The organism is Ruegeria marisflavi (genome assembly GCF_025673445.1).
GTDB classification, from domain to species: domain Bacteria; phylum Pseudomonadota; class Alphaproteobacteria; order Rhodobacterales; family Rhodobacteraceae; genus Ruegeria_B; species Ruegeria_B marisflavi.
This window is the reverse complement of the sequence record NZ_JAOVQN010000032.1, coordinates 19,709-37,345: the sequence shown is the minus strand read 5'-3', so window position 1 is coordinate 37,345 and position 17,637 is coordinate 19,709. Positions and strand designations below refer to the sequence as shown.

The 17,637-nt window shown below is 60.5% G+C and carries 15 protein-coding genes and 2 pseudogenes; 12 read left to right on the top strand and 5 right to left on the bottom strand.

Annotated features, from left to right (window positions below):
• Both OEZ49_RS21115 and OEZ49_RS21110 read right to left on the bottom strand, forming a co-directional pair.
• The coding region (locus tag OEZ49_RS21115; RefSeq protein WP_263390140.1) for an alkyl/aryl-sulfatase at window positions 1–1,987 on the bottom strand (1,987 nt) is incomplete at its 3' end.
• 166 nt (window positions 1,988–2,153) lie between these two features.
• A complete protein-coding gene (locus tag OEZ49_RS21110) occupies window positions 2,154–3,173 on the bottom strand; it encodes an AraC family transcriptional regulator (RefSeq protein WP_263390139.1) in 1,020 nt (339 codons plus the stop codon).
• Between the two features lie 308 nt (window positions 3,174–3,481).
• Here OEZ49_RS21110 and OEZ49_RS21105 point away from each other — a divergent pair, with 308 nt between their 5' ends.
• Window positions 3,482–5,779, top strand: coding sequence for a Tex family protein (locus tag OEZ49_RS21105; RefSeq protein ID WP_263390138.1), 2,298 nt, complete (start codon window positions 3,482–3,484; stop codon window positions 5,777–5,779).
• Window positions 5,780–5,818: 39 nt separating this feature from the next.
• On the opposite strand, the gene OEZ49_RS21100 is transcribed toward OEZ49_RS21105, so the two are convergent.
• Window positions 5,819–6,511, bottom strand: coding sequence for a DnaA N-terminal domain-containing protein (locus tag OEZ49_RS21100; RefSeq protein ID WP_263390137.1), 693 nt, complete (start codon window positions 6,509–6,511; stop codon window positions 5,819–5,821).
• 475 nt (window positions 6,512–6,986) lie between these two features.
• Between OEZ49_RS21100 and OEZ49_RS21095 the strand changes: the two genes are divergently transcribed.
• The gene (locus tag OEZ49_RS21095) at window positions 6,987–8,294 is read left to right on the top strand and encodes an AAA family ATPase (protein ID WP_263390136.1); all 1,308 of its coding nucleotides are present in this window, start codon (window positions 6,987–6,989) and stop codon (window positions 8,292–8,294) included.
• Window positions 8,291–9,388, top strand: coding sequence for a ParB/RepB/Spo0J family partition protein (locus tag OEZ49_RS21090; RefSeq protein ID WP_263390135.1), 1,098 nt, complete (start codon window positions 8,291–8,293; stop codon window positions 9,386–9,388). The genes OEZ49_RS21095 and OEZ49_RS21090 overlap by 4 nt, the downstream gene beginning before the upstream one ends.
• Window positions 9,389–9,421: 33 nt before the next feature.
• Here the strand turns inward: OEZ49_RS21090 and OEZ49_RS21085 are convergent, their stop codons facing one another.
• Window positions 9,422–10,261 carry a tyrosine-type recombinase/integrase gene (locus OEZ49_RS21085; protein WP_263390134.1) on the bottom strand — a complete coding sequence of 280 codons (840 nt, stop codon included), beginning with the start codon at window positions 10,259–10,261 and terminating at the stop codon, window positions 9,422–9,424.
• Window positions 10,262–10,751: 490 nt separating this feature from the next.
• Here OEZ49_RS21085 and OEZ49_RS21080 point away from each other — a divergent pair.
• Window positions 10,752–10,943: pseudogene (locus OEZ49_RS21080) on the top strand (IS6 family transposase); the annotation flags it as partial.
• A 169-nt stretch (window positions 10,944–11,112) separates the two neighbouring features.
• Here OEZ49_RS21080 and OEZ49_RS21075 read toward each other — a convergent pair.
• Window positions 11,113–11,346, bottom strand: coding sequence for a MarR family winged helix-turn-helix transcriptional regulator (locus OEZ49_RS21075; RefSeq protein ID WP_263390133.1), 234 nt, complete (start codon window positions 11,344–11,346; stop codon window positions 11,113–11,115).
• A 66-nt stretch (window positions 11,347–11,412) separates the two neighbouring features.
• On the opposite strand from OEZ49_RS21075, the pseudogene OEZ49_RS21070 reads away from it, so the two are divergent.
• The 8 genes and pseudogenes from OEZ49_RS21070 to phnE all read left to right on the top strand — a co-directional run bounded on the left by OEZ49_RS21070 (window position 11,413) and on the right by phnE (window position 17,597).
• Window positions 11,413–12,344 (top strand): annotated as a pseudogene (locus OEZ49_RS21070) (IS5 family transposase).
• Between the two features lie 69 nt (window positions 12,345–12,413).
• Window positions 12,414–12,608, top strand: a complete 195-nt coding sequence (locus OEZ49_RS23120; RefSeq protein WP_397545692.1) for a hypothetical protein — start codon at window positions 12,414–12,416, stop codon at window positions 12,606–12,608.
• A 148-nt stretch (window positions 12,609–12,756) separates the two neighbouring features.
• Entirely contained in the window at window positions 12,757–14,136 is a 1,380-nt protein-coding gene (locus OEZ49_RS21060; RefSeq protein ID WP_263390132.1) for a pyridoxal phosphate-dependent decarboxylase family protein, read from the top strand.
• Window positions 14,137–14,303: 167 nt separating this feature from the next.
• Entirely contained in the window at window positions 14,304–14,822 is a 519-nt protein-coding gene (locus OEZ49_RS21050) for a cytochrome-c peroxidase (RefSeq protein WP_263390131.1), read from the top strand.
• 96 nt (window positions 14,823–14,918) lie between these two features.
• Window positions 14,919–15,185 (top strand): hypothetical protein, encoded by a 267-nt coding sequence (locus OEZ49_RS21045; RefSeq protein WP_263390130.1) that lies wholly within the window; start codon window positions 14,919–14,921, stop codon window positions 15,183–15,185.
• The gene (locus OEZ49_RS21040) at window positions 15,185–16,060 is read left to right on the top strand and encodes a phosphate/phosphite/phosphonate ABC transporter substrate-binding protein (protein ID WP_263390129.1); all 876 of its coding nucleotides are present in this window, start codon (window positions 15,185–15,187) and stop codon (window positions 16,058–16,060) included. Before OEZ49_RS21045 ends, OEZ49_RS21040 begins: the two co-directional genes overlap by 1 nt.
• Entirely contained in the window at window positions 16,057–16,839 is a 783-nt protein-coding gene (locus OEZ49_RS21035; RefSeq protein ID WP_263390128.1) for a phosphonate ABC transporter ATP-binding protein, read from the top strand. The genes OEZ49_RS21040 and OEZ49_RS21035 overlap by 4 nt, the downstream gene beginning before the upstream one ends.
• Complete coding sequence (gene phnE, locus OEZ49_RS21030) at window positions 16,839–17,597, top strand: phosphonate ABC transporter, permease protein PhnE (protein WP_263390127.1); 759 nt, start codon at window positions 16,839–16,841, stop codon at window positions 17,595–17,597. The genes OEZ49_RS21035 and phnE overlap by 1 nt, the downstream gene beginning before the upstream one ends.
• The last annotated feature ends 40 nt before the right edge of the window (window positions 17,598–17,637 follow it).

Here is a 17,637-nt window from a genome sequence, read left to right as displayed (position 1 = left end):
ACCTCAGCTTTACGGCAATCATCAATGCCTGCGCCGCTCTCCTGAACTCAAAGTGAATCTCAACAGACCCTAGATCGACCGCGCCCATCATTGTCATTTCCAGGTCCGAACGGTCAATCACCAGAGTCAGGTCCGGGTTGTCGGCCTGGTAACCCTCGATATTGGTCAGGGTCGCATTCTCCATTTCGATGATGAACTTCTCGCCATTGTCTGGCGTAACCAGGTTGATGGTGAACCGCATACCTTCGGCTTTGCGGCTGTCCATCTTGATGCCGAGGAAATTCAGGAACAACTCCGTGGACATCGCCCGGATCACATCAGCACTGGTTGAGCTCACCGTTGGTGCATCGGAAATACCAGAACGCAGTTTGTAAGCACCCGACAAGTAACTGTTTCGCAGCCCCGGGTTTTCCTGCTGGTAACCAAGCTGCTCATAACAGTCCGCAAGAAGATCACGTGCTGGCTGGTTGTCGTTCTCAGCGAGGAAGAGTTTGTTTAGGACTTCGACGGCCATCTTGTACTCACCAGCCGCGAAAAGCTCTTGTCCTTTGGCCATGATCTTGTCCGACCCGCCCATCATCTCGACGTAGAGGGGCGCCGATGCTTCGGGCGATGGCGGGATCAGCGTTGCGGGATTGGCATCCCAGAACCCCAAGTATCGCTGGATCACTCCTCGACTGTTGTGCTCGGGTGAGCCGTGGTAGCCTCGGCAGTGCCATTCATTCTGCAGGTTCTTGGGCATTTCATAGACGTTCTGGATCTGGTTGATCGTCACGCCCTGGTTGGCGAAGTGCAGCACCTGGTTGTTGAAATGCGCATACATGTCGCGCTGCGCCCGCATCACCTCTTGAATGCGGTCATTGCCCCAGCGCGGCCAGTGGTGCGACTGGAACATCACCTCAGCTTCCTCGCCAAACAGGTGCAGCGCCCGGGAGATGTACTTCGACCAGCGCAGAGGATCGCGCACCGGAGCCCCGCGCAACGTATAGATGTTGTGCAGAGTGCCCGTGATGTTCTCAGCCATCCAAAGCGCCTTCATCCCGGGAATGTAAGTGTTCATGTTGGACGGAGCTTCGGTCCCTGGCGTGTTCTGGAACACCATGCGCACGCCATCCACCTCGAGATATTCGATGTCTTCTTCGATAATCTTTGTTGGTGCGATTAGTCCGACTGCGCCAAGAGACACCCGGTGTCCCAGCCCCTGTCCAGCAAATCCGTACGGGTTGATTGGAAGCTGCTGGCCATACTGATAGGACAGCCGGCGGTTCATAGCGTTTCCCGCGTAGACATTCTCGGAAATTGTGAATTCCATGAAGGCGCGCGGCGCGATGATCTCCACCTTGCCGGCGTGCACATCGGCCTCGTCGACGATGCCACGTACACCGCCCCAGTGGTCACCATGGGAATGTGAATAAATCACCGCCGTTACAGGCAGGCCATCGCCAACATGTTCTTGGAAGAGATTCCAAGCCGCCCGCGAAGTTTCCGCACTCATCAATGGATCGATGACGACCCATCCAGTTTCGCCGCGCACAAAGGAGACGTCCGATAGATCAAGTCCGCGCACCTGATAGATACCCGGGATCACTTCATAGAGACCATAATTCTGGTTCAGACGGGAAATCCGTTGCAGTGAGGGATGGATGCTGGGCCAATCCTTGTCTTCGTCGAAGAAGCGGAAACTTGCCATGTCCCAGGCGATATTGCCTGAATCCGCCATGATCGTGTCTTCTGGCATCGGCGCGATGAAACCGCGCGCTTGCTCATCGAAGTCGCGTGTATCCGAGAACGGCAGCGTGTTGCGTGCTTCAGCCAGGATTTTCAAAGTGTGTTCCGAAGGCGCCTTGCCCTTCGGATGGAAGTGCCCCTCGGCTGGCGTTGCACTCTGCGCATACGCCGCTCCCTCCTCTGAAATGAATGTTGGAGCCACTGCAAATGCCGCTCCGAGCGCCGGGGCGGACTTAATGAAATTACGACGTGTGGTCATTTGAACTCCCTCCTGAAAATGGCACTACGGAGGCCCGAAAAGTCCGGTTATGGCAGACCAGTGCGTTTGCCGCTCCGTTTCCACTCAAAGGTTACCCTTGGCAAAAGTCTTGTCTACTCACGAGACCTGTCATTTCGCGACAATCGCCTGGGTACACAGGAATCTTTCACTGGCTTCGCTGGGCCTTTGCCCGGTATTCGGATGGAGAGACACCCTGCCACTTGCGGAACGCGCGAGTAAAATTTTCCGGTGCGTCATAGCACAGCTCGGCGGCTATCTTTTTCACAGGCAGATCGGTTTCCAAAAGGAACGCCATCGCACGCCTGCTGCGTGCAATTTCAAGGAGATGCTTATAGGTGTACCCGAGTTTGCTCAGCTGCCGTTGGACAGTTCTCGGACCCAGATCCAAGGCCCTTGAAAATCCATCGAGGTCGACGATGCGATCCATCAATCGAAGGTCAATGAGTTTCAGGATATCATCAAGGAACGCGGTTTGCTTCCCGTCGCGTGGTGCCACTAAATCAAGTGACGTAATGGGTCGAGCGAACGGAAGCGGCCCGGAGAGCCTTGTACCCAGGTCCGCTTTCCTGACCGCCACACCGTAATTTGGACGGCCGAAAAGGATTTCATTTTGAACAAGGGCACTTAATTTTTCCGTTCGCGCTGGCTTTTCGTAGTCGACTTCCACCCAATCGGGTCGCCACCCCTCGCCCAGGAACCCCCGAAAGAAAACAAACATCGTTTCGAAGAGGTGGTCCGAGAAATGACGTGTGTTTTCATAGCCTGCAAGACCTGATTTATAGCACCAGACAACGTGATGTTCACGTAAGGACAAGTACATCTTTGTGCCGCTTTCGTGCGCCCACAATGTCCTGCAAACACGGTGGAGGGCTTGGCCAAGCGTGGGAGCACAATAAGCATAGCCGGCCCAATTCCCGTAATCGAGCGCAGTGGTTTTGCTGCCAAGGCTTACACCGAATTCCGCGTCACCGATCGTACGCGCAGCCGCCTCCATTACGCGGATCATCTTGGCCAAAGGGACCCGATGCTCTGGCGCATCGAGAACGCTGAGGGGAAGATCGTGGCTTTGCAGGATGCGGTTGAGCGCGCGATCTCCGGCCATGTCGCGAACAAGTTCGGGAAAGGGACCCCATCCCCGGATTCTTGTCATCGCTAAGGCTTTCAACGCAAACCCCTCCTTTCCCATACAAACAATATCACATTCTTGCCATGACGTTGAGCCTGGAGTGCGACTCGCCTTCAATGGCTTGTAGGCGCCGGAAGACCTGCGCAGAATGACCGGTTCAGCACATAGCGGCGACTGCTGCGCCTCGGATCAACGTCGTTAAAGGGCTCAATGCCGACATTTTTCTTATCTGCGCGGCTCAATCAGCAAATACCCCAACCGGCGCGTTTAAGCGTGCACCGCTCCCCCTTCCCCTCCCCTGTCCCGCTGGCTAGATAGGATCTCCAACCTATCTGGGAGAAGTTTTCTTGGACCGTATCGCCCGCACCATCGCCGCCGAAATCAATGCCCGCCCCGAACAGGTGGATGCCGCGGTCAAACTGCTGGACGAAGGCGCCACCGTGCCCTTTGTCGCCCGCTACCGCAAAGAGGCGACCGGGGGGCTGGACGACACCCAGCTGCGCACGCTGGCCGACCGGCTCACCTATCTGCGCGAGCTTGAGGCGCGGCGCGAAACGATCCTGGGCTCGATCCGCGATCAGGGCAAGCTGACCGACGAGTTGTCGCTCTCCATCGCGCGGGCCGAGACCAAGGCGCAGCTTGAAGACATCTATCTGCCCTACAAGCCCAAGCGCCGCACCAAGGCGATGATCGCCCGCGAGAACGGGCTGGAACCGCTGGCCGAGGCCATTCTGGCCGACCGCGGCGCCGAGCCCGAGGCGCTGGCCGAGGGCTATCTCTCCGAGGCGGTGCCCACCCCCAAGGACGCGCTGAACGGCGCCCGCGACATCCTGGCCGAACACCTGACCGAGGATGCCACCCTGCTGGGCGAGTTGCGCGCCTTTCTCCACCGCGAGGCGATGCTGAGCGCCAAGGTGATCGAGGGGCAGGAACAGGCGGGTGCAAAGTTCTCCGACTATTTCGCCCATTCCGAGAAATGGGCCACCACGCCGTCGCACCGGGCGCTGGCCATGCTGCGCGCCCAGAAAGAGGGTGTCGTGACGCTGGATATCGCCCCCGATGCCGAGGGCGCGGCGCGCGCCGAAACCATGGTGGCGTCCCGGCTGGAAACCCGCGGGTCCGGCCCCGGTGACGCGTGGCTGCGCAAGGTCGCGGGCTGGACCTGGCGGGTGAAACTGTCGCTGTCGATGATGGTCGACCTGATGAGCGATCTGCGCGCCCGCGCTCAGGAAGAGGCAATCCAGGTCTTTGCTCGTAATCTCAAGGACTTGCTCTTTGCCGCCCCGGCCGGGGCACGTCCGACGCTGGGGCTTGATCCCGGCATCCGCACCGGGGTCAAGGCGGCGGTGGTCGATGCCACGGGCAAGCTGGTGGCAACCGATACGCTCTATCCTTTCCAGCCCAAGAACGACCTGCGCGGGGCGCAGGCCAGCATCGCGCGGATGATCGCCCAGCACGGCATCGAACTGATCGCCATCGGCAACGGCACCGCCAGCCGCGAGACCGAGCGGATGGTGGCCGACACTTTGAAATTGCTGCCGAAATCGGTGAAGACGCCCACCAAGGTGGTGGTGAGCGAGGCCGGCGCCTCGGTCTATTCCGCCTCGGAACTGGCGGCGCGCGAATTCCCGGGGCTTGACGTTTCCTTGCGCGGGGCGGTGTCGATCGCCCGGCGGCTGCAGGACCCGCTGGCCGAACTGGTCAAGATCGAACCCAAAAGCATCGGCGTCGGCCAGTATCAGCACGATGTCGACCAGCACCGGCTGGGCCAGATGCTGGAGGCCGTGATCGAGGATGTGGTGAACGCGGTTGGTGTCGACCTCAACACCGCCTCCGCGCCGCTGCTGGCGCATGTCTCGGGGCTGGGGCCGGGTCTGGCCGAGGCCATCGTCGCCCATCGCGACATGAACGGGGCCTTTGCCGCGCGGCGCGACCTGCTCAAGGTGGCCCGCCTTGGCCCGCGCGCGTTTGAACAATGCGCGGGCTTTCTGCGCATCCGCGACGGCAAGGAGCCGCTAGATGCCAGCGCCGTACACCCCGAGGCCTATGAGGTCGCCCGCCGCATCGTCGGCGCCTGTGGCCGCAATATCCGCCAGATCATGGGGCATGAGGGCGCTTTGAAAGGCCTGCGCGCCGAACAGTTCGTGACCGACACGTTCGGCCTGCCCACCGTGCGCGACATTCTGGCCGAGCTGGAAAAACCCGGCCGCGACCCGCGCCCCAGTTTCGTGACCGCGTCCTTTGCCGATGGGGTCGAGGATATCACCGACCTGCGCCCGGGCATGGTGCTGGAGGGCACGGTGACCAATGTCGCGGCCTTTGGCGCCTTTGTCGATATCGGGGTGCATCAGGACGGGCTGGTGCATGTCAGCCAGCTGGCCGACCGGTTCGTCAAGGACCCGCATGAGGTGGTCAAGACCGGTCAGGTGGTCAAGGTCACGGTGACCGAGGTCGATGTGCCGCGCAAGCGGATCGGTCTGAGCATGCGCAAGGATGGCGGCGCCTCGGCCCGGCAGGAGAAACCGGCGCGCTCGGGCGGCCCCAGGGATCGTAACCCGCGCGGGCCGATGCAATCGGGGCCGAAGGGCGGTGGCGGCTCTGGCGCGCTGGGGGCGGCGCTTCAGGACGCGCTGCGCAAACGCTAGGCGCCCGCTCCTCCGCCCTGCGGGCGCCCTCGCTGCCCCCTACCCCGCCGCCTCGATCCGGATTGACCGGATCGAGGGGTCGAGGCGCGAATAGACAGCGAGCAATCGCCCGCTCCATTTTGCGGCGATGTAATCGGCCATGAACCGGCTGGGCGCCATCAGCACCGCGCGCCCGTCGCCGCGTTCCAACTCGGTCAGATGTTGGAACCAGCTCGACCACAACTCCGGGTCGCGCCCGTGCAGCGCCGCCTGCACCTGCGCCCAGACCGGATCGTCACTGGTCTCGGCCCGCGGTGGCGGCACATGCAGCGGCACCACATTGCCCGCGGTTTCGGTTTGCGGGGCTTCATCCAATCGCGCCTGGAAATCCGGACCGATCACCGCCCAGCTGTCGCGCGTGTCCAGCAGCAACTGTTTCAGGTCCAGTTCATAGACACTGACCCGACCCCGCACGCCCGGACGTTTCACCGTGACCCAGCCCAGCGAGCGCAGCCGCGCCATCTCGCGTTTCACGGTGCGTTCGTCCACCGACCACAGCCGCGCGATCTCGTCCCGGCCGATGGACAGTTCGTTACGTTGCCAATTGTATCGGGTGGTGATCAGCGCCGAAAGCCGCAGGATCAGCCGCTGGCGATGTTTGTCACCGGCCAGGGCATGCACCGCCAGCGCCGACAGTATATCGTATTTCAGGGCCGAGGCATTGCGCCCGACCGGTTTTGCGATCTGCATCATCCAACTCTCTGCTCGTCTGCCTCGACGATGGGATCTGGCGTCCCGTGCCGGCGGTCCGGCGTCTTCCCAACGCTTTTCCCGATCTTGTGACAATTAGCGTCCAAAGCTTCGATTCTGTCAAGCGGCTTGGCGAGAGGCCCCCTCCCCTTCCCCTTTTCAAAGAAAGAAAAAGGGTGAAGTATTGGTGAGGGGGGACATTGTGGTTGTCCCCGTATTAGCCCCTTTTGTCCCCCTATCAGGGGTGTTCCGGAGCCTGTGTGACCCCATATCTTGCGGAGCGACACCAAAGAGACTCGCTCGAATCGCTACGCTCGGTCTGCCCTGGTCCCGAATCGGAAGCCCCCTGTTTTCAAGGGCTTTCTTACCCGCGGGTAAGAAAGCATCCTCATGATATTTCCTTTTGCCATAAATGCAAATACAGCGTAAATGGGTAAGCATAGAAAATTAGCGTCCTGAGACAAAGGAAGCCCGAGGCATGTATACACACGAAGACCTGAGTCACCTGCGCAACCAGTCGCTGAAGCTGCAAGGCTGGATCCGGCAGCAGACCTTCAGCCCCGAGATGGAAAAGACGCTCCGCCGCTTTTCCAGCTGGGAGGTGAGCGAGCTGATCTTCAACGTCAACCAGTCGACCTTTCGCGGAAAGCTGGTCGCTGACCCCACCCTGCCCGGCGGCGAGGTCGAGCCTGATGGCCGCCAGCGCTGGTTCAGCCTGGAAGAGGTGAACGAGCTGCGCCGCCGGCTCAAGATCAACCGCAAGTCGCTGATGCCGCCGCGCCCGGCGGGCAAACGCGCGATTCGCGCGGCTGTGGCCAACTTCAAGGGCGGCGCAGGCAAATCCACAGTCGCGCTGCATCTGGCCCATGCCGCCGCACTGGATGGCTATCGTGTGCTGGTGGTTGATTTCGACCCGCAGGCGACGCTGAGCCACTCCATGGGTCTGACCGACGTGGCCGAGGATTATACCGTCTGGGGCATCATGGCGCGCGACTTGATCCGCGAAACCGAGCGGATGAACAACCGCGCCGCCGCCGCCGAAAGCGGCACCGCCTTGCCCCGCCGCCAGTTGCCCGCCTCGATCACCGGCATGGGGCTGAGCGATCTGCGGGTGGGTGATTTCATCAAGCCCAGTTCCTGGTCGACGATCGACGCGATCCCCTCCTGCGCCAACGCGGCCTTTGTCGAATTCGCCAGCGCGCAGTACCGGCACCTGAACCCGGAATGGTCCTTCTTTGCCGCGGTGTCGCGCTATCTCGATCAGATTCCCGATGACGCCTATGATCTGATCCTGTTCGATTGCCCACCAGCCATCGGATACCAGTCGATGAATGCGGTGTTTGCCGCCGACATGCTCTATATCCCCTCGGGGCCCGGATACTGGGAATATGACTCGACCACCTCTTTCATCGGTCAGCTGGCCGAGGCGCTGGAGGATCTGTCGCACGGGTTCGACGGCGTCTTACCCACGGGTAAGATCGGCCTGCCCAAGACCTTTGCCGAGATCCGCTTTATCCTCACCCGCTATGAACCGGGCAATGCCCTGCACCAGGCCATGTACGAGGCGTTCCGCAAGGTGTTCGGCCATCACGTCACCGACCACCCTGTCGAGATGACGCGCGCGGTGGAACAATCCGGCCGCTTCCTCAATTCGGTCTACGAAATGGATTACCGCGAGATGACGCGGGAAACCTGGCGCCGCGCGCGCGGCACCTTCGACAATGCCTATCGCGAGTTCCGCGAGGTGATGTTGTCGGCCTGGTCCAAGCTGGAGGATGACGCATGACCCGCAAGCGCAGAATCTTCGATATCGACATGCCGGCGATGGAGGATATTCCGGTCGGGAAGGTGCCCGACAAGGTGCTGGACAAACACCGGCGCGGCCCGATGGCGACGGCAATATCGGAAAACGCAGATGCGCTGCGCGACCGGCAAGTGACCGAGGATCGCATCCGCGCCGAAAACGATCAACTTGCGCATGAACTGGTGCGGCTGAAGAAAGAGGGGTTGATCACCGACCTGGTGCCGCTTGATGCGGTCCATGCTGATCGGCTGACCCGCGATCGGGCGCAGGGGCCGGACCCGGAGCTGGATGAGCTGAAAACCTCTATCCGCGAAATAGGACTGTCGAACCCGATCCGGGTCGAGAAGCGCGCCGATGGCGGGTACGAGCTGGTGCAGGGCATGCGGCGCCTGTCGGCCTATCGCGCGCTCTACGAGGAAACCGGGGACGAGCGGTTCGCGCGCATCCCGGCGGGCATCCTGGCCAATGCGTCGACGGATGATCAATACCGCCGCATGGTGGACGAGAACCTGATCCGCAAGGATATCTCGTTTGCCGAGATGGGCGCGCTGGCCCGTGCCTATGCCGAAGACCCTGCCAATGACTGTGGCGATGTGGACAAGGCGGTTTCGGTCCTGTTCAAATCCGCCAGCTATACCAAGCGCAGCTATATCCGTGCCTTTGCCAGCCTGCTGATGATGCTGGGCAAGTCGCTGGAGCACCCGAACGATATCCCGCGCAATGTGGGTGTCGATCTCAAGCGCAAGCTGGACGGCGATCCGGGGCTAGTTGGTATCGTCAGTTCTGCCTTGCTGGCGCAGCCGGGGCGGAGTGCGGCGGACGAGGTGGCGATCCTGCGTGGGTTTGCCGAGGGGGCAGGGGCGCCGGAACCGCAGGCGCGCACGCCCGCGCCCAGTGGCGACAAGACCCGTCGGGCCAAGACCACCTTTCAGATCAGCCGCCCGAGCGGGATCGCGAAATGTTCGGCTTCAAACGGGCGGATCGACCTGCGCTATAATCTGGATTTCACCCGCATCGACCGGCAGAAATTGGAACAGGCGGTGGCAAAATTGATCGACAGCCTGCAAGAGGACTGACGATTTGCGGTCTTACCCGTGGGTAAGACCGCCTTACCCCAGCAGATCGGTTGCAGGGTTTTCGACAATCTCTACATCGTCGTAATAGCGCTGTGCCTGCGCCACGGAGCGATGCAGGCTGAGTCGCATCGCCGCCTGGATCGGCGCGCCGTCCAGCGCCGCCTGGGTCAGAAAGCCCGAGCGCAGGCCATGTGGGCTGGCAAAATCCTGAGGCAGTCCGGCAAGGCGCAAGCGGTGCTTGACGATCTGATAGATTGCATCCGGAGTCAGGCGGCGTTTCAGCAGACGGTCTGATTTCGATACCGGGCGAAAGAGCGGCCCGTCCTCAATTCGTGAAACCTCGATCCAATGAACAAGCGCCTGTGCTGCGCGCCCCTTGAGCACAAGCCGGGGCGTGGCGCCGCGGGCGGTTGTCTTTGTTTCAACCAGCGAAACCCAAACGATGCCGTCCTTGGTGAAATCCTTGAGCGAGATATCCTCAGCCATCAGCATTGCAATCTCGGATCTTCGTCGGCCTCCGCTGGCCCAACCCAGCATTAGGATGGCCCGGTCCCGGCAATCGCGCATCGAGCCGTGGCAGGTGTCGAGCAGTTGTTCGAGGATCGGACGGGTGATTGGGTTGCGGGATTTTGGCTTGGTCGGTCGTGCCGCCGCCCGGCGTGCCTTGGCGCGGGCCTGCTTCAGCAAGGGGGCGTCAAACGGGCTGTCGAGGTTCTTCATCCGGTGAAACGCCTGCCAGGATGCGATGCGCCGGTTCAGAGTCGATGGGGCAGGGCAAGACAGCGATCGGCGCAAACTCTGCGCGATCATTGCCTCGGCAACGTCGCGGGCGTCGTCGTTCGCGTCGGACAGGTCGCGGGAGTGGTCGAGCACAAAACGAAGTGCACATTCGTGGCGTTCGGGCCAGACCAGTGGCTCATTGAAGCGGAGGCGTTTCCAAGCGGTTAAATAAACGAGATCGCGCTCGTACGCGCGTAGAGTGTTCTCTGGAGTACCCCTTGCATAGAGATCGTTTAGCGTTTCGAGGTCGGTCTTGGCGAGGGCAGGGGGACTGAAAGGATGGGATCGCACGTGTTTCATGTGGGCAGTGTGGCATACATCGAGAGAATCTCATAGGGAAATGATAAGTGAAAGTTATCGGGAGTAATCTAGAATTCCACATAGGCATTATGTAATGCGCAAAATACTAAAAAAAAGACGCTCAAACATATCAGACACTAATCAAATTACGATTTTATTCGACTTGCCCGAGATCGGTCGGAGCGTTGAAAAGGGGATCCGGATCTGTTGCAAACTTTTGGCTGTTGACGATGTCAGATGCCGCGGGTGAATGACTTTCGCAAAATCAGTCGAAAGTCAGTTCATGATTTCCTTCAAAGGCGCGCAATATTCGAAGGATGTGATCCTGTCCTCGGTGTTTTCCTACGTCCGATACTGTGTGTCTTACCGGGATCTGGAAGAAATCATGGCCGAGCGCGGTGTTTCAGTGGACCACACCACGCAGAACCGATGGGTAAACCGGTATTCAGGTGAGACCGCTGAGGCAGCGCGTCGCCCCGTGGCCGGAAATCGTACCGCCGTTGACAACTGATTTTACCGAAAGTCATTCACCCGCGGCATCTGACATCGTCAACAGCCAAAAGTTTGCAACAGATCCGCCTAGGACTGGGTCGGCTATAGGAGTTCAGGCGCTCCAATTCACAGTATTTCTGCCGCCCGGCGACTCATGTGATGCCTTGAAGCAAGCTGATTAGTTTCTGCGAGTCGCTTTCGCCGAGCTGCCGCTGAATGCTGGCATCCTGATCTTCGATCTCGCGCCGGATCTGCATCATGCGCTTGCGCCCAAGGGCAGTCGTCAGCACGTTGATCTTGCGATGGTCGGTCTGGGCGACCTGACGATGGACCAGGCCGTCGGAGACCATGCGAGCAACCAGTTTGGTCAACGCGGGTGGGTTCATCAGGGCTTTGTTGCACAAATGGGGTGAAGGATTCCCTGTGTGAATCCAGCATGATAGCTGGAGGGTATGAGCAGTTGGACCCCGACGAAGTACAAGACCACGAACTGGTCGGCTTACAATGAAGCGCTGAAGCGACGCGGATCGCTTGAGCTTTGGTTTGATCCGGAGATGGTCTGGGTGCCGCCGCCGGGCGGCAAGCGCGGTCGTCAACAGCGTTTCAGCGATGCTGCGATCCAGGCCTGCCTTACCCTGAAGGTTTTGTTCGGGATGCCGCTCAGGCAAACGACCGGGTTCGTGCAGAGCCTGCTGCGTCTGGTCGATTTGGACTGGCGGTGCCGGATTACAGCACACTATTCCGTCGCCAGAAGACCCTGAATGTCAGCCTCCCGTATCGCGGAGGAACCGTGCCGCAGAACCTTCTGATCGATAGTACAGGCATCAAATCCAAAGGTGAGGGCGAGTGGAACGCACGCAAGCACGGTGGCCCGAAGCGGCGCGTTTGGCGCAAGATACACATAGGGATCGACGCAGAAACGCTGGAAGTCCGAGCCGTGGAAGTCACCACTAGCAATGTCGGTGACGCGCCAATGCTGCCCAAATTGCTGAACCAAATCCCGCCCGATCAGGACATCAGCTCCGTAACCGCCGATGGGGCCTACGACACGCGCAAATGCCACGACGCGATTGCCGAGCGCCATGCCCACGCCGTCATACCGCCGCGGAAGAATGCCAAACCGTGGAAGCCCACCAGCGCCGGGGCCATCGCTCGGAACGAAGCGGTCAACGCGTCGCGATACCTCGGTCGCGCTATCTGGCGACGGTGGAGCGGATACCATCGCCAGAGCCGCGTCGAAAGCAAGATGCATTGTGTGAAACTGATGGGGCAGAGCCTCATGGCGCGGGACTTCGACCGGCAGGTCGCGGAAATCCAAGTCCGCATCGCGGTACTCAACCGCTATACCGCACTTGGCATACCCGTCACCGTGTCCGTAGGATAAGTCCGTCCGGGGAAAGGGGAAGACCGCCCTTCAAGCCATTTTTGCAACAAAGCCACCGGGCATGGCCGAATGGCTTGGCAGAAAGCCACAGGTTACGGTCAGAGGTCACGTGGCGAAGCTCAGGTTGGGCGCTACAAGGAGGCCATCGGGTCCAAACTGCGCAGCCGCAAAATGGAGACCCAGACAACCGAAACCCGGATCGCTGTCAACACCCTCAACCGCATGAACCGTCTCGGTCGTGCGGCCTATGTCCGTGTCGCATAAAATCATGGGAAATTAAGTCACTGCGCCCCAAGATCGATCCGTTCACCACGGTCCTCTGAAGTGAACTTTCAATAAAATTCTCAACACCTGCACGTGACATGTGGTACGTTGGATGGCGCAATACAGCCTTGCTTAACGGTTATCGATCGTGCGTGAGCTAGAGACAACTGAAGAAGAACTGGCGAAATTGGGCGAGCGGGCGCTCGAACTTGCGCTTGAGTATTGGTCATCGGTGGAAGACAGGCCGGCTGTGCCCAAAGTCAGCGGAAAGGCAACACAAGACCTGTTTTCGGAACCTTGGCCCCATGAACCGGTTGGTGCAGATGTCTTGGACGAGTTCCGCGAGATTGCTGCACATGCACGGCCTTCCGGCGGCAGGTTTTTCGGCTATGTGTTTGGGTCGGGAGAGCCTGTAGGGGCGCTCGGTGAGTTGTTGGCAGCTGCTCTGAACCAGAATGCAGGCGCGTGGCGGTCGGCACCTTCCGCGGTAGCAATAGAACGCACCGTCGTGCAATGGCTTGCGAATGCAGTAGGCTGCGACGGATTTGCGGGAAGTCTGTGTGGTGGAGGATCTGCGGGCAACCTGATTGCACTTACCATGGCCAGGGAAGCCAAGATGCCAGCCAATGAGGCTGGTGCTCGTCCCTGCACGATTTATACATCCGACCAGGTGCACATGTCAGTACCCAAGGCAATTGCCATGTTGGGCATCGGACGAACTAACCTCCGTCTTGTACCGTGCGACGAAAATTTCAGGATGCGTGTCGATGCTCTAGAGTCGGTAATCTCCGAAGATCGACTCGCTGGAAATACACCCATCGCCATCATAGCAACAGCTGGGACGGTCAATGTAGGGGCCATCGACCCGCTCACAGAGATTGCAACTATTGCAAAGAGGGAAAAACTTTGGCTGCATGTCGACGGCGCGTATGGCGGTCTGGCCGCACTGGCGGTTCCAGAGAAATTCAGGGGTTTGGAGTTGGCAGACTCCCTTACCCTTGATGCACACAAATGGCTTTACCAACCAGTCGAATGCGGGTGTGTTCTATACCGCGACCCCTCAATTGCGCGAAAAACGTTCTCTCAGACTGGTGATTACGTCCGGACGTTCAGCGAAGATCCAGTGGAAGGTTTTGCGTTTTTTGAGGAGACTTTCGAGCTTTCGCGCCGCTTCCGTGCACTGAAGTTGTGGATGTCACTACGTTATCATGGTCGCCATGCCTTCCAGCAGGCAATTTTACGTGATCTTACCCATGCACGGATACTCGCTGAAAGGATAAGGTCCAACCCAACATTGGAGCTTCTTACGCCTGTTGAACTTAGTGCGGTGTGTTTTCGGCATCGATATCAGGACAATGCGGCACTGCTCCGCCGAGTCCTCGCGCGTAGCCGGGTTTATTTGTCAAACGCAACCGTCAACGGACAATTCGCGCTCCGGGCATGTTTCGTTAATCATCGAACGCGCGAAGAAGACGTCATCTCCATTGTATCGGAAATTGAAGCAGCGGCGAGTGACCTGGACCTTTAGCCACTGTATCTCTCATGCGGCCTTTGGTGACCATTTCTGACGCGAATTGCAGAGCGCGTTTGCGATGGTAACGAGTTTTCTGGCGACGGCAGTGATGATCACTTTGTGCGGTTTTCCTATGGCGCGCAGTCGATCGGCGAAGACCTTCAGAACCGGATTGTGATTGCTTGCAACAAGGGCCGCCTGGAACATCACATACCGGCCCCTATGGCCGTGACGGGCGCTTCGCCTCGCTTCGCGATTTCACCCGCAACGTGATCGTCAACGAATTCGGTGGCGCCGAACCCACCCCCTTCATGCTCGACGCGCTGGTCGCCTACCTGCTGGAGTTCGACTTCTTGCCAAACTCCATGCTGACGACGGACGGCAGGTTGACGGACGCGGCCCCCGAGGCCGCCCGGCGCGGCGAAGCGATTTTCAACGGGCCCTTTGCCGGGCTTGGCGACCGCTCCTGCGCCAGTTGCCACGTGCCGGATGCCAATTTCCTCGACCGTCAGGCGCATGACATCGGGTCCGCCGATCCCGCCTACGAGGGCGAGCGAGCCAGTGCTGTCGATACACCCACCCTTCTCGGCACCGCCTATACAGCTCCTTACTTCCACGATGGATCGCTGCCGACTCTCGCCAGCGTGGTCGACTGGTTCGACGACACGAATTCGCTCGGCCTGACCGGGGCGGAGCGTTAGGATCTGACCGCGTATCTCGAAACGGTCGGCGCGGCGGATCAACCGTATGAGGCTTTCGACGCTGAAAACACCGCCTTCCGGCTGACCTTTTCGGAATTGACGACTTTTGCGTCCACCCTCGACACGCTGCTGCCCCGGCGGGACGCAGAGCACATTCTGCTCCTGACCGGTACCGTCGCCGCCGACCTCGCGGCGGATGCCAGCACGATGTCCAATCTTGCAGCAAGGCCTGACATCTATGCTTTGGCCGAACGGCTGGCCGAGGTCGGCGCGGCTGTGCGCGACGGAGACTGGGACACTGCGGAGGCAAGCTGGGCCGCGTTCCGGGCCGAGGCAGACGATATCGAAGAGAGGGCTTTCTGATGGCGATCGAACTGACCCGCAGAAACGCGCTGATCCTTGCGGGTGCGACAGCCCTGTCGCACGCTACGCCGCTGGCGGCACAAGATCTCGCCTTGCGCCTCGCATTCATTCCACAGGAGAACCCCGAGAAACTGCTCGGCGATATCGAGGCCGTCACTGGCTGGCTGACGAATGAAATCGAAGTGCCGGTCGAGGGGTTCGTGACCATCGACCATGCCGCCGCCGTCGAAGCCCTACGCAATGGCGACGCGGACATCTCCTTCATGGGCGCGTTGCCCTTCGTACTGGCCGAGGCTGAGATCGGCGCGGTGCCGTTTCTGTCTGAGGTTTACCGCGGCGCACCAAGCTACACGGGTCGCGTTTTCGTGCGCCGGGACAGCGGGATCGAGACCCTAGCCGACCTTCGCGACCGCGACATTGCCTTCGCCGATCCGATCTCGGAGTCGGGCTATCTCTATCCGCTTGCGGAGTTCGTGAAGGCGGGTCTGGTTGAAGGGCCCGGCGCGGCGGATGAATTTTTCGGCCGTGTCTACTTCGCCGGCGACTACCAGCAGGCAATGCAAGCCATGGCCGAGGGTCTTGTCGATGCCGCCGGTGCAAGCCAGTATGCCGATCTTTTACTGACCCCGGCACAACAGGCCGAGGTAACCTGGATCGGGGAAAGCGAGCCGACCCCCAGCCACTTGGTGATCGCGCGCCAGGGTCTCGACACTGATCTTCGGGATCGCTTCGTCGATGCGATGATGCGGCTCAACGAAGCGGAAAACCGCAACATGCTCCTCTACCTCTACGGCCCGGATGGCTACGTCAGGGCGGACCCTGCGGCTTATCATGGGGTGCGCGACATGGCGCGGCGATACGATCTTTTGGAATGAGCGCGGCGACCGAGATCGAGGACCTGAGTTTCTCCCCTCCGGGCGCGAGGCTGCCTGCGCTGGAACGCGTCTCGCTCTCGATGCCGGAGGGCGAAAGCGTGGCCCTGCTTGGCGCGTCCGGCGCGGGCAAGACCACGTTGCTGGCGTTGCTCGATGGAAGGCTGCGGGGGTGGCACGGCCACATCGCTGTTCTGGGAACGCCTTTCGATCCCGATAATCCGCCGCCGCGCACGCGTCGCGCCGACACGGGGTTCGTGTTCCAGGAATTCGCTTTGGCCGAACGCTCCTCTGTGTTGCGTAACGTGCTGAACGGGCGGCTTGGTCGCATGTCCCCGATTCGCGCTGTCCTCGGGTCGCCCACTCCACGCGATCTGGAAGTCGCACGCGGCGCGCTGACGGATTGCGGCATTGCCGATCTGGCCGAGCGGCGCGTCGACAGTCTCAGCGGCGGGCAGCGGCAGCGCGTGGCCATCGCACGATGTCTTGCCCAGGAACCGCGTTTGGTCCTCGCTGACGAATCCGTGAGCAGCCTTGACCCAGCACGCGCCGCTGAAATCCTGACGCTGCTGACCGGGGCTGCGAAGGCACGCGGCGCGACCGTCCTGTTCTCGTCGCACCAGCCGGAACTGGCACGGCAGTTCGCACAGCGCATCGTCGGCATGCGCGCAGGCCGGATCGTCTTCGACCTGCCGACGACCGAGCTTGACGATGAAGCAACAGTGGATCTCTACCGGGAAACCGCACCTCTGCCGGGCGTCCGGCTGAAGGCGGTAAGGTGATGCGGTCGCGCGGACTTGGCAGTTTCGTGGCCATTGCCTTGATCGCCGGTGCTGTTTTGTGGTCATTCACGACGACGGACGTCGATCTGTCGCGCCTGATGTCGGCTGGGCCACGCATTGTCGACTTCCTCGGCAGGATGTTTCCCCCGGATCCGACCGTGATGAACGAGATCCTGAAGGGAAGCGCCGAGACGCTGTGGATCGCAGTCCTCGGATCGCTGGGGGCCGTGATCCTGTCGGTTCCGCTTGGGATTCTTGCCTCCGAGACGATGGTATCGCCGCTGTTCTATCGCCCGGTCCGGTCGCTGCTCGCCTTCATCCGTGCCATACCATTGATCCTTGTCGCGATGTTGATGGTGGGCGCGGTCGGTCTCGGTCCCTTGCCAGGCATCATCGCGGTTGCCTTCCACGCGACCGGCATGCTCGCCAAGTTCTACGCCGAGGCGATCGACAGCGTCTCCCGCGCGCCGATCGCCGCGCTGGAAAGTGCCGGTGCCGGGCCGCTAGCCAGACTCAGGCACGCGATCTGGCCACAGATGGCGCCGGTTATCGCGCGCGACACGATCTTTCGGTTCGAGTTAAACCTGCGCGAGTCGCTCATCCTCGGGATCGTTGGCGCCGGTGGAATCAGCTTCTACATCCAGACTTACGTGCGCTCGTTCCAGTACGACAAAGCGGCGAGCGTCACTTTGGCCGTGATCGCCATGGTGATCGCCATCGAGGCGATCAACGTGGCCCAGCGCCGTCGATTTGCCTGATCTGACGGAACATTATTTCCGCCGATCAGGCGTAGATGTC

Coding starts and splice junctions, on each gene's coding strand:
- OEZ49_RS21100 (WP_263390137.1), bottom strand. CDS start 6,511: ATGATGCAGATCGCAAAACCGGTCGGGCGCAATGCCTCGGCCCTGAAA.
- OEZ49_RS23120 (WP_397545692.1), top strand. CDS start 12,414: ATGGCTTGGCAGAAAGCCACAGGTTACGGTCAGAGGTCACGTGGCGAA.
- OEZ49_RS21095 (WP_263390136.1), top strand. CDS start 6,987: ATGTATACACACGAAGACCTGAGTCACCTGCGCAACCAGTCGCTGAAG.
- OEZ49_RS21075 (WP_263390133.1), bottom strand. CDS start 11,346: ATGAACCCACCCGCGTTGACCAAACTGGTTGCTCGCATGGTCTCCGAC.
- OEZ49_RS21040 (WP_263390129.1), top strand. CDS start 15,185: ATGGCGATCGAACTGACCCGCAGAAACGCGCTGATCCTTGCGGGTGCG.
- OEZ49_RS21035 (WP_263390128.1), top strand. CDS start 16,057: ATGAGCGCGGCGACCGAGATCGAGGACCTGAGTTTCTCCCCTCCGGGC.
- phnE (WP_263390127.1), top strand. CDS start 16,839: ATGCGGTCGCGCGGACTTGGCAGTTTCGTGGCCATTGCCTTGATCGCC.
- OEZ49_RS21090 (WP_263390135.1), top strand. CDS start 8,291: ATGACCCGCAAGCGCAGAATCTTCGATATCGACATGCCGGCGATGGAG.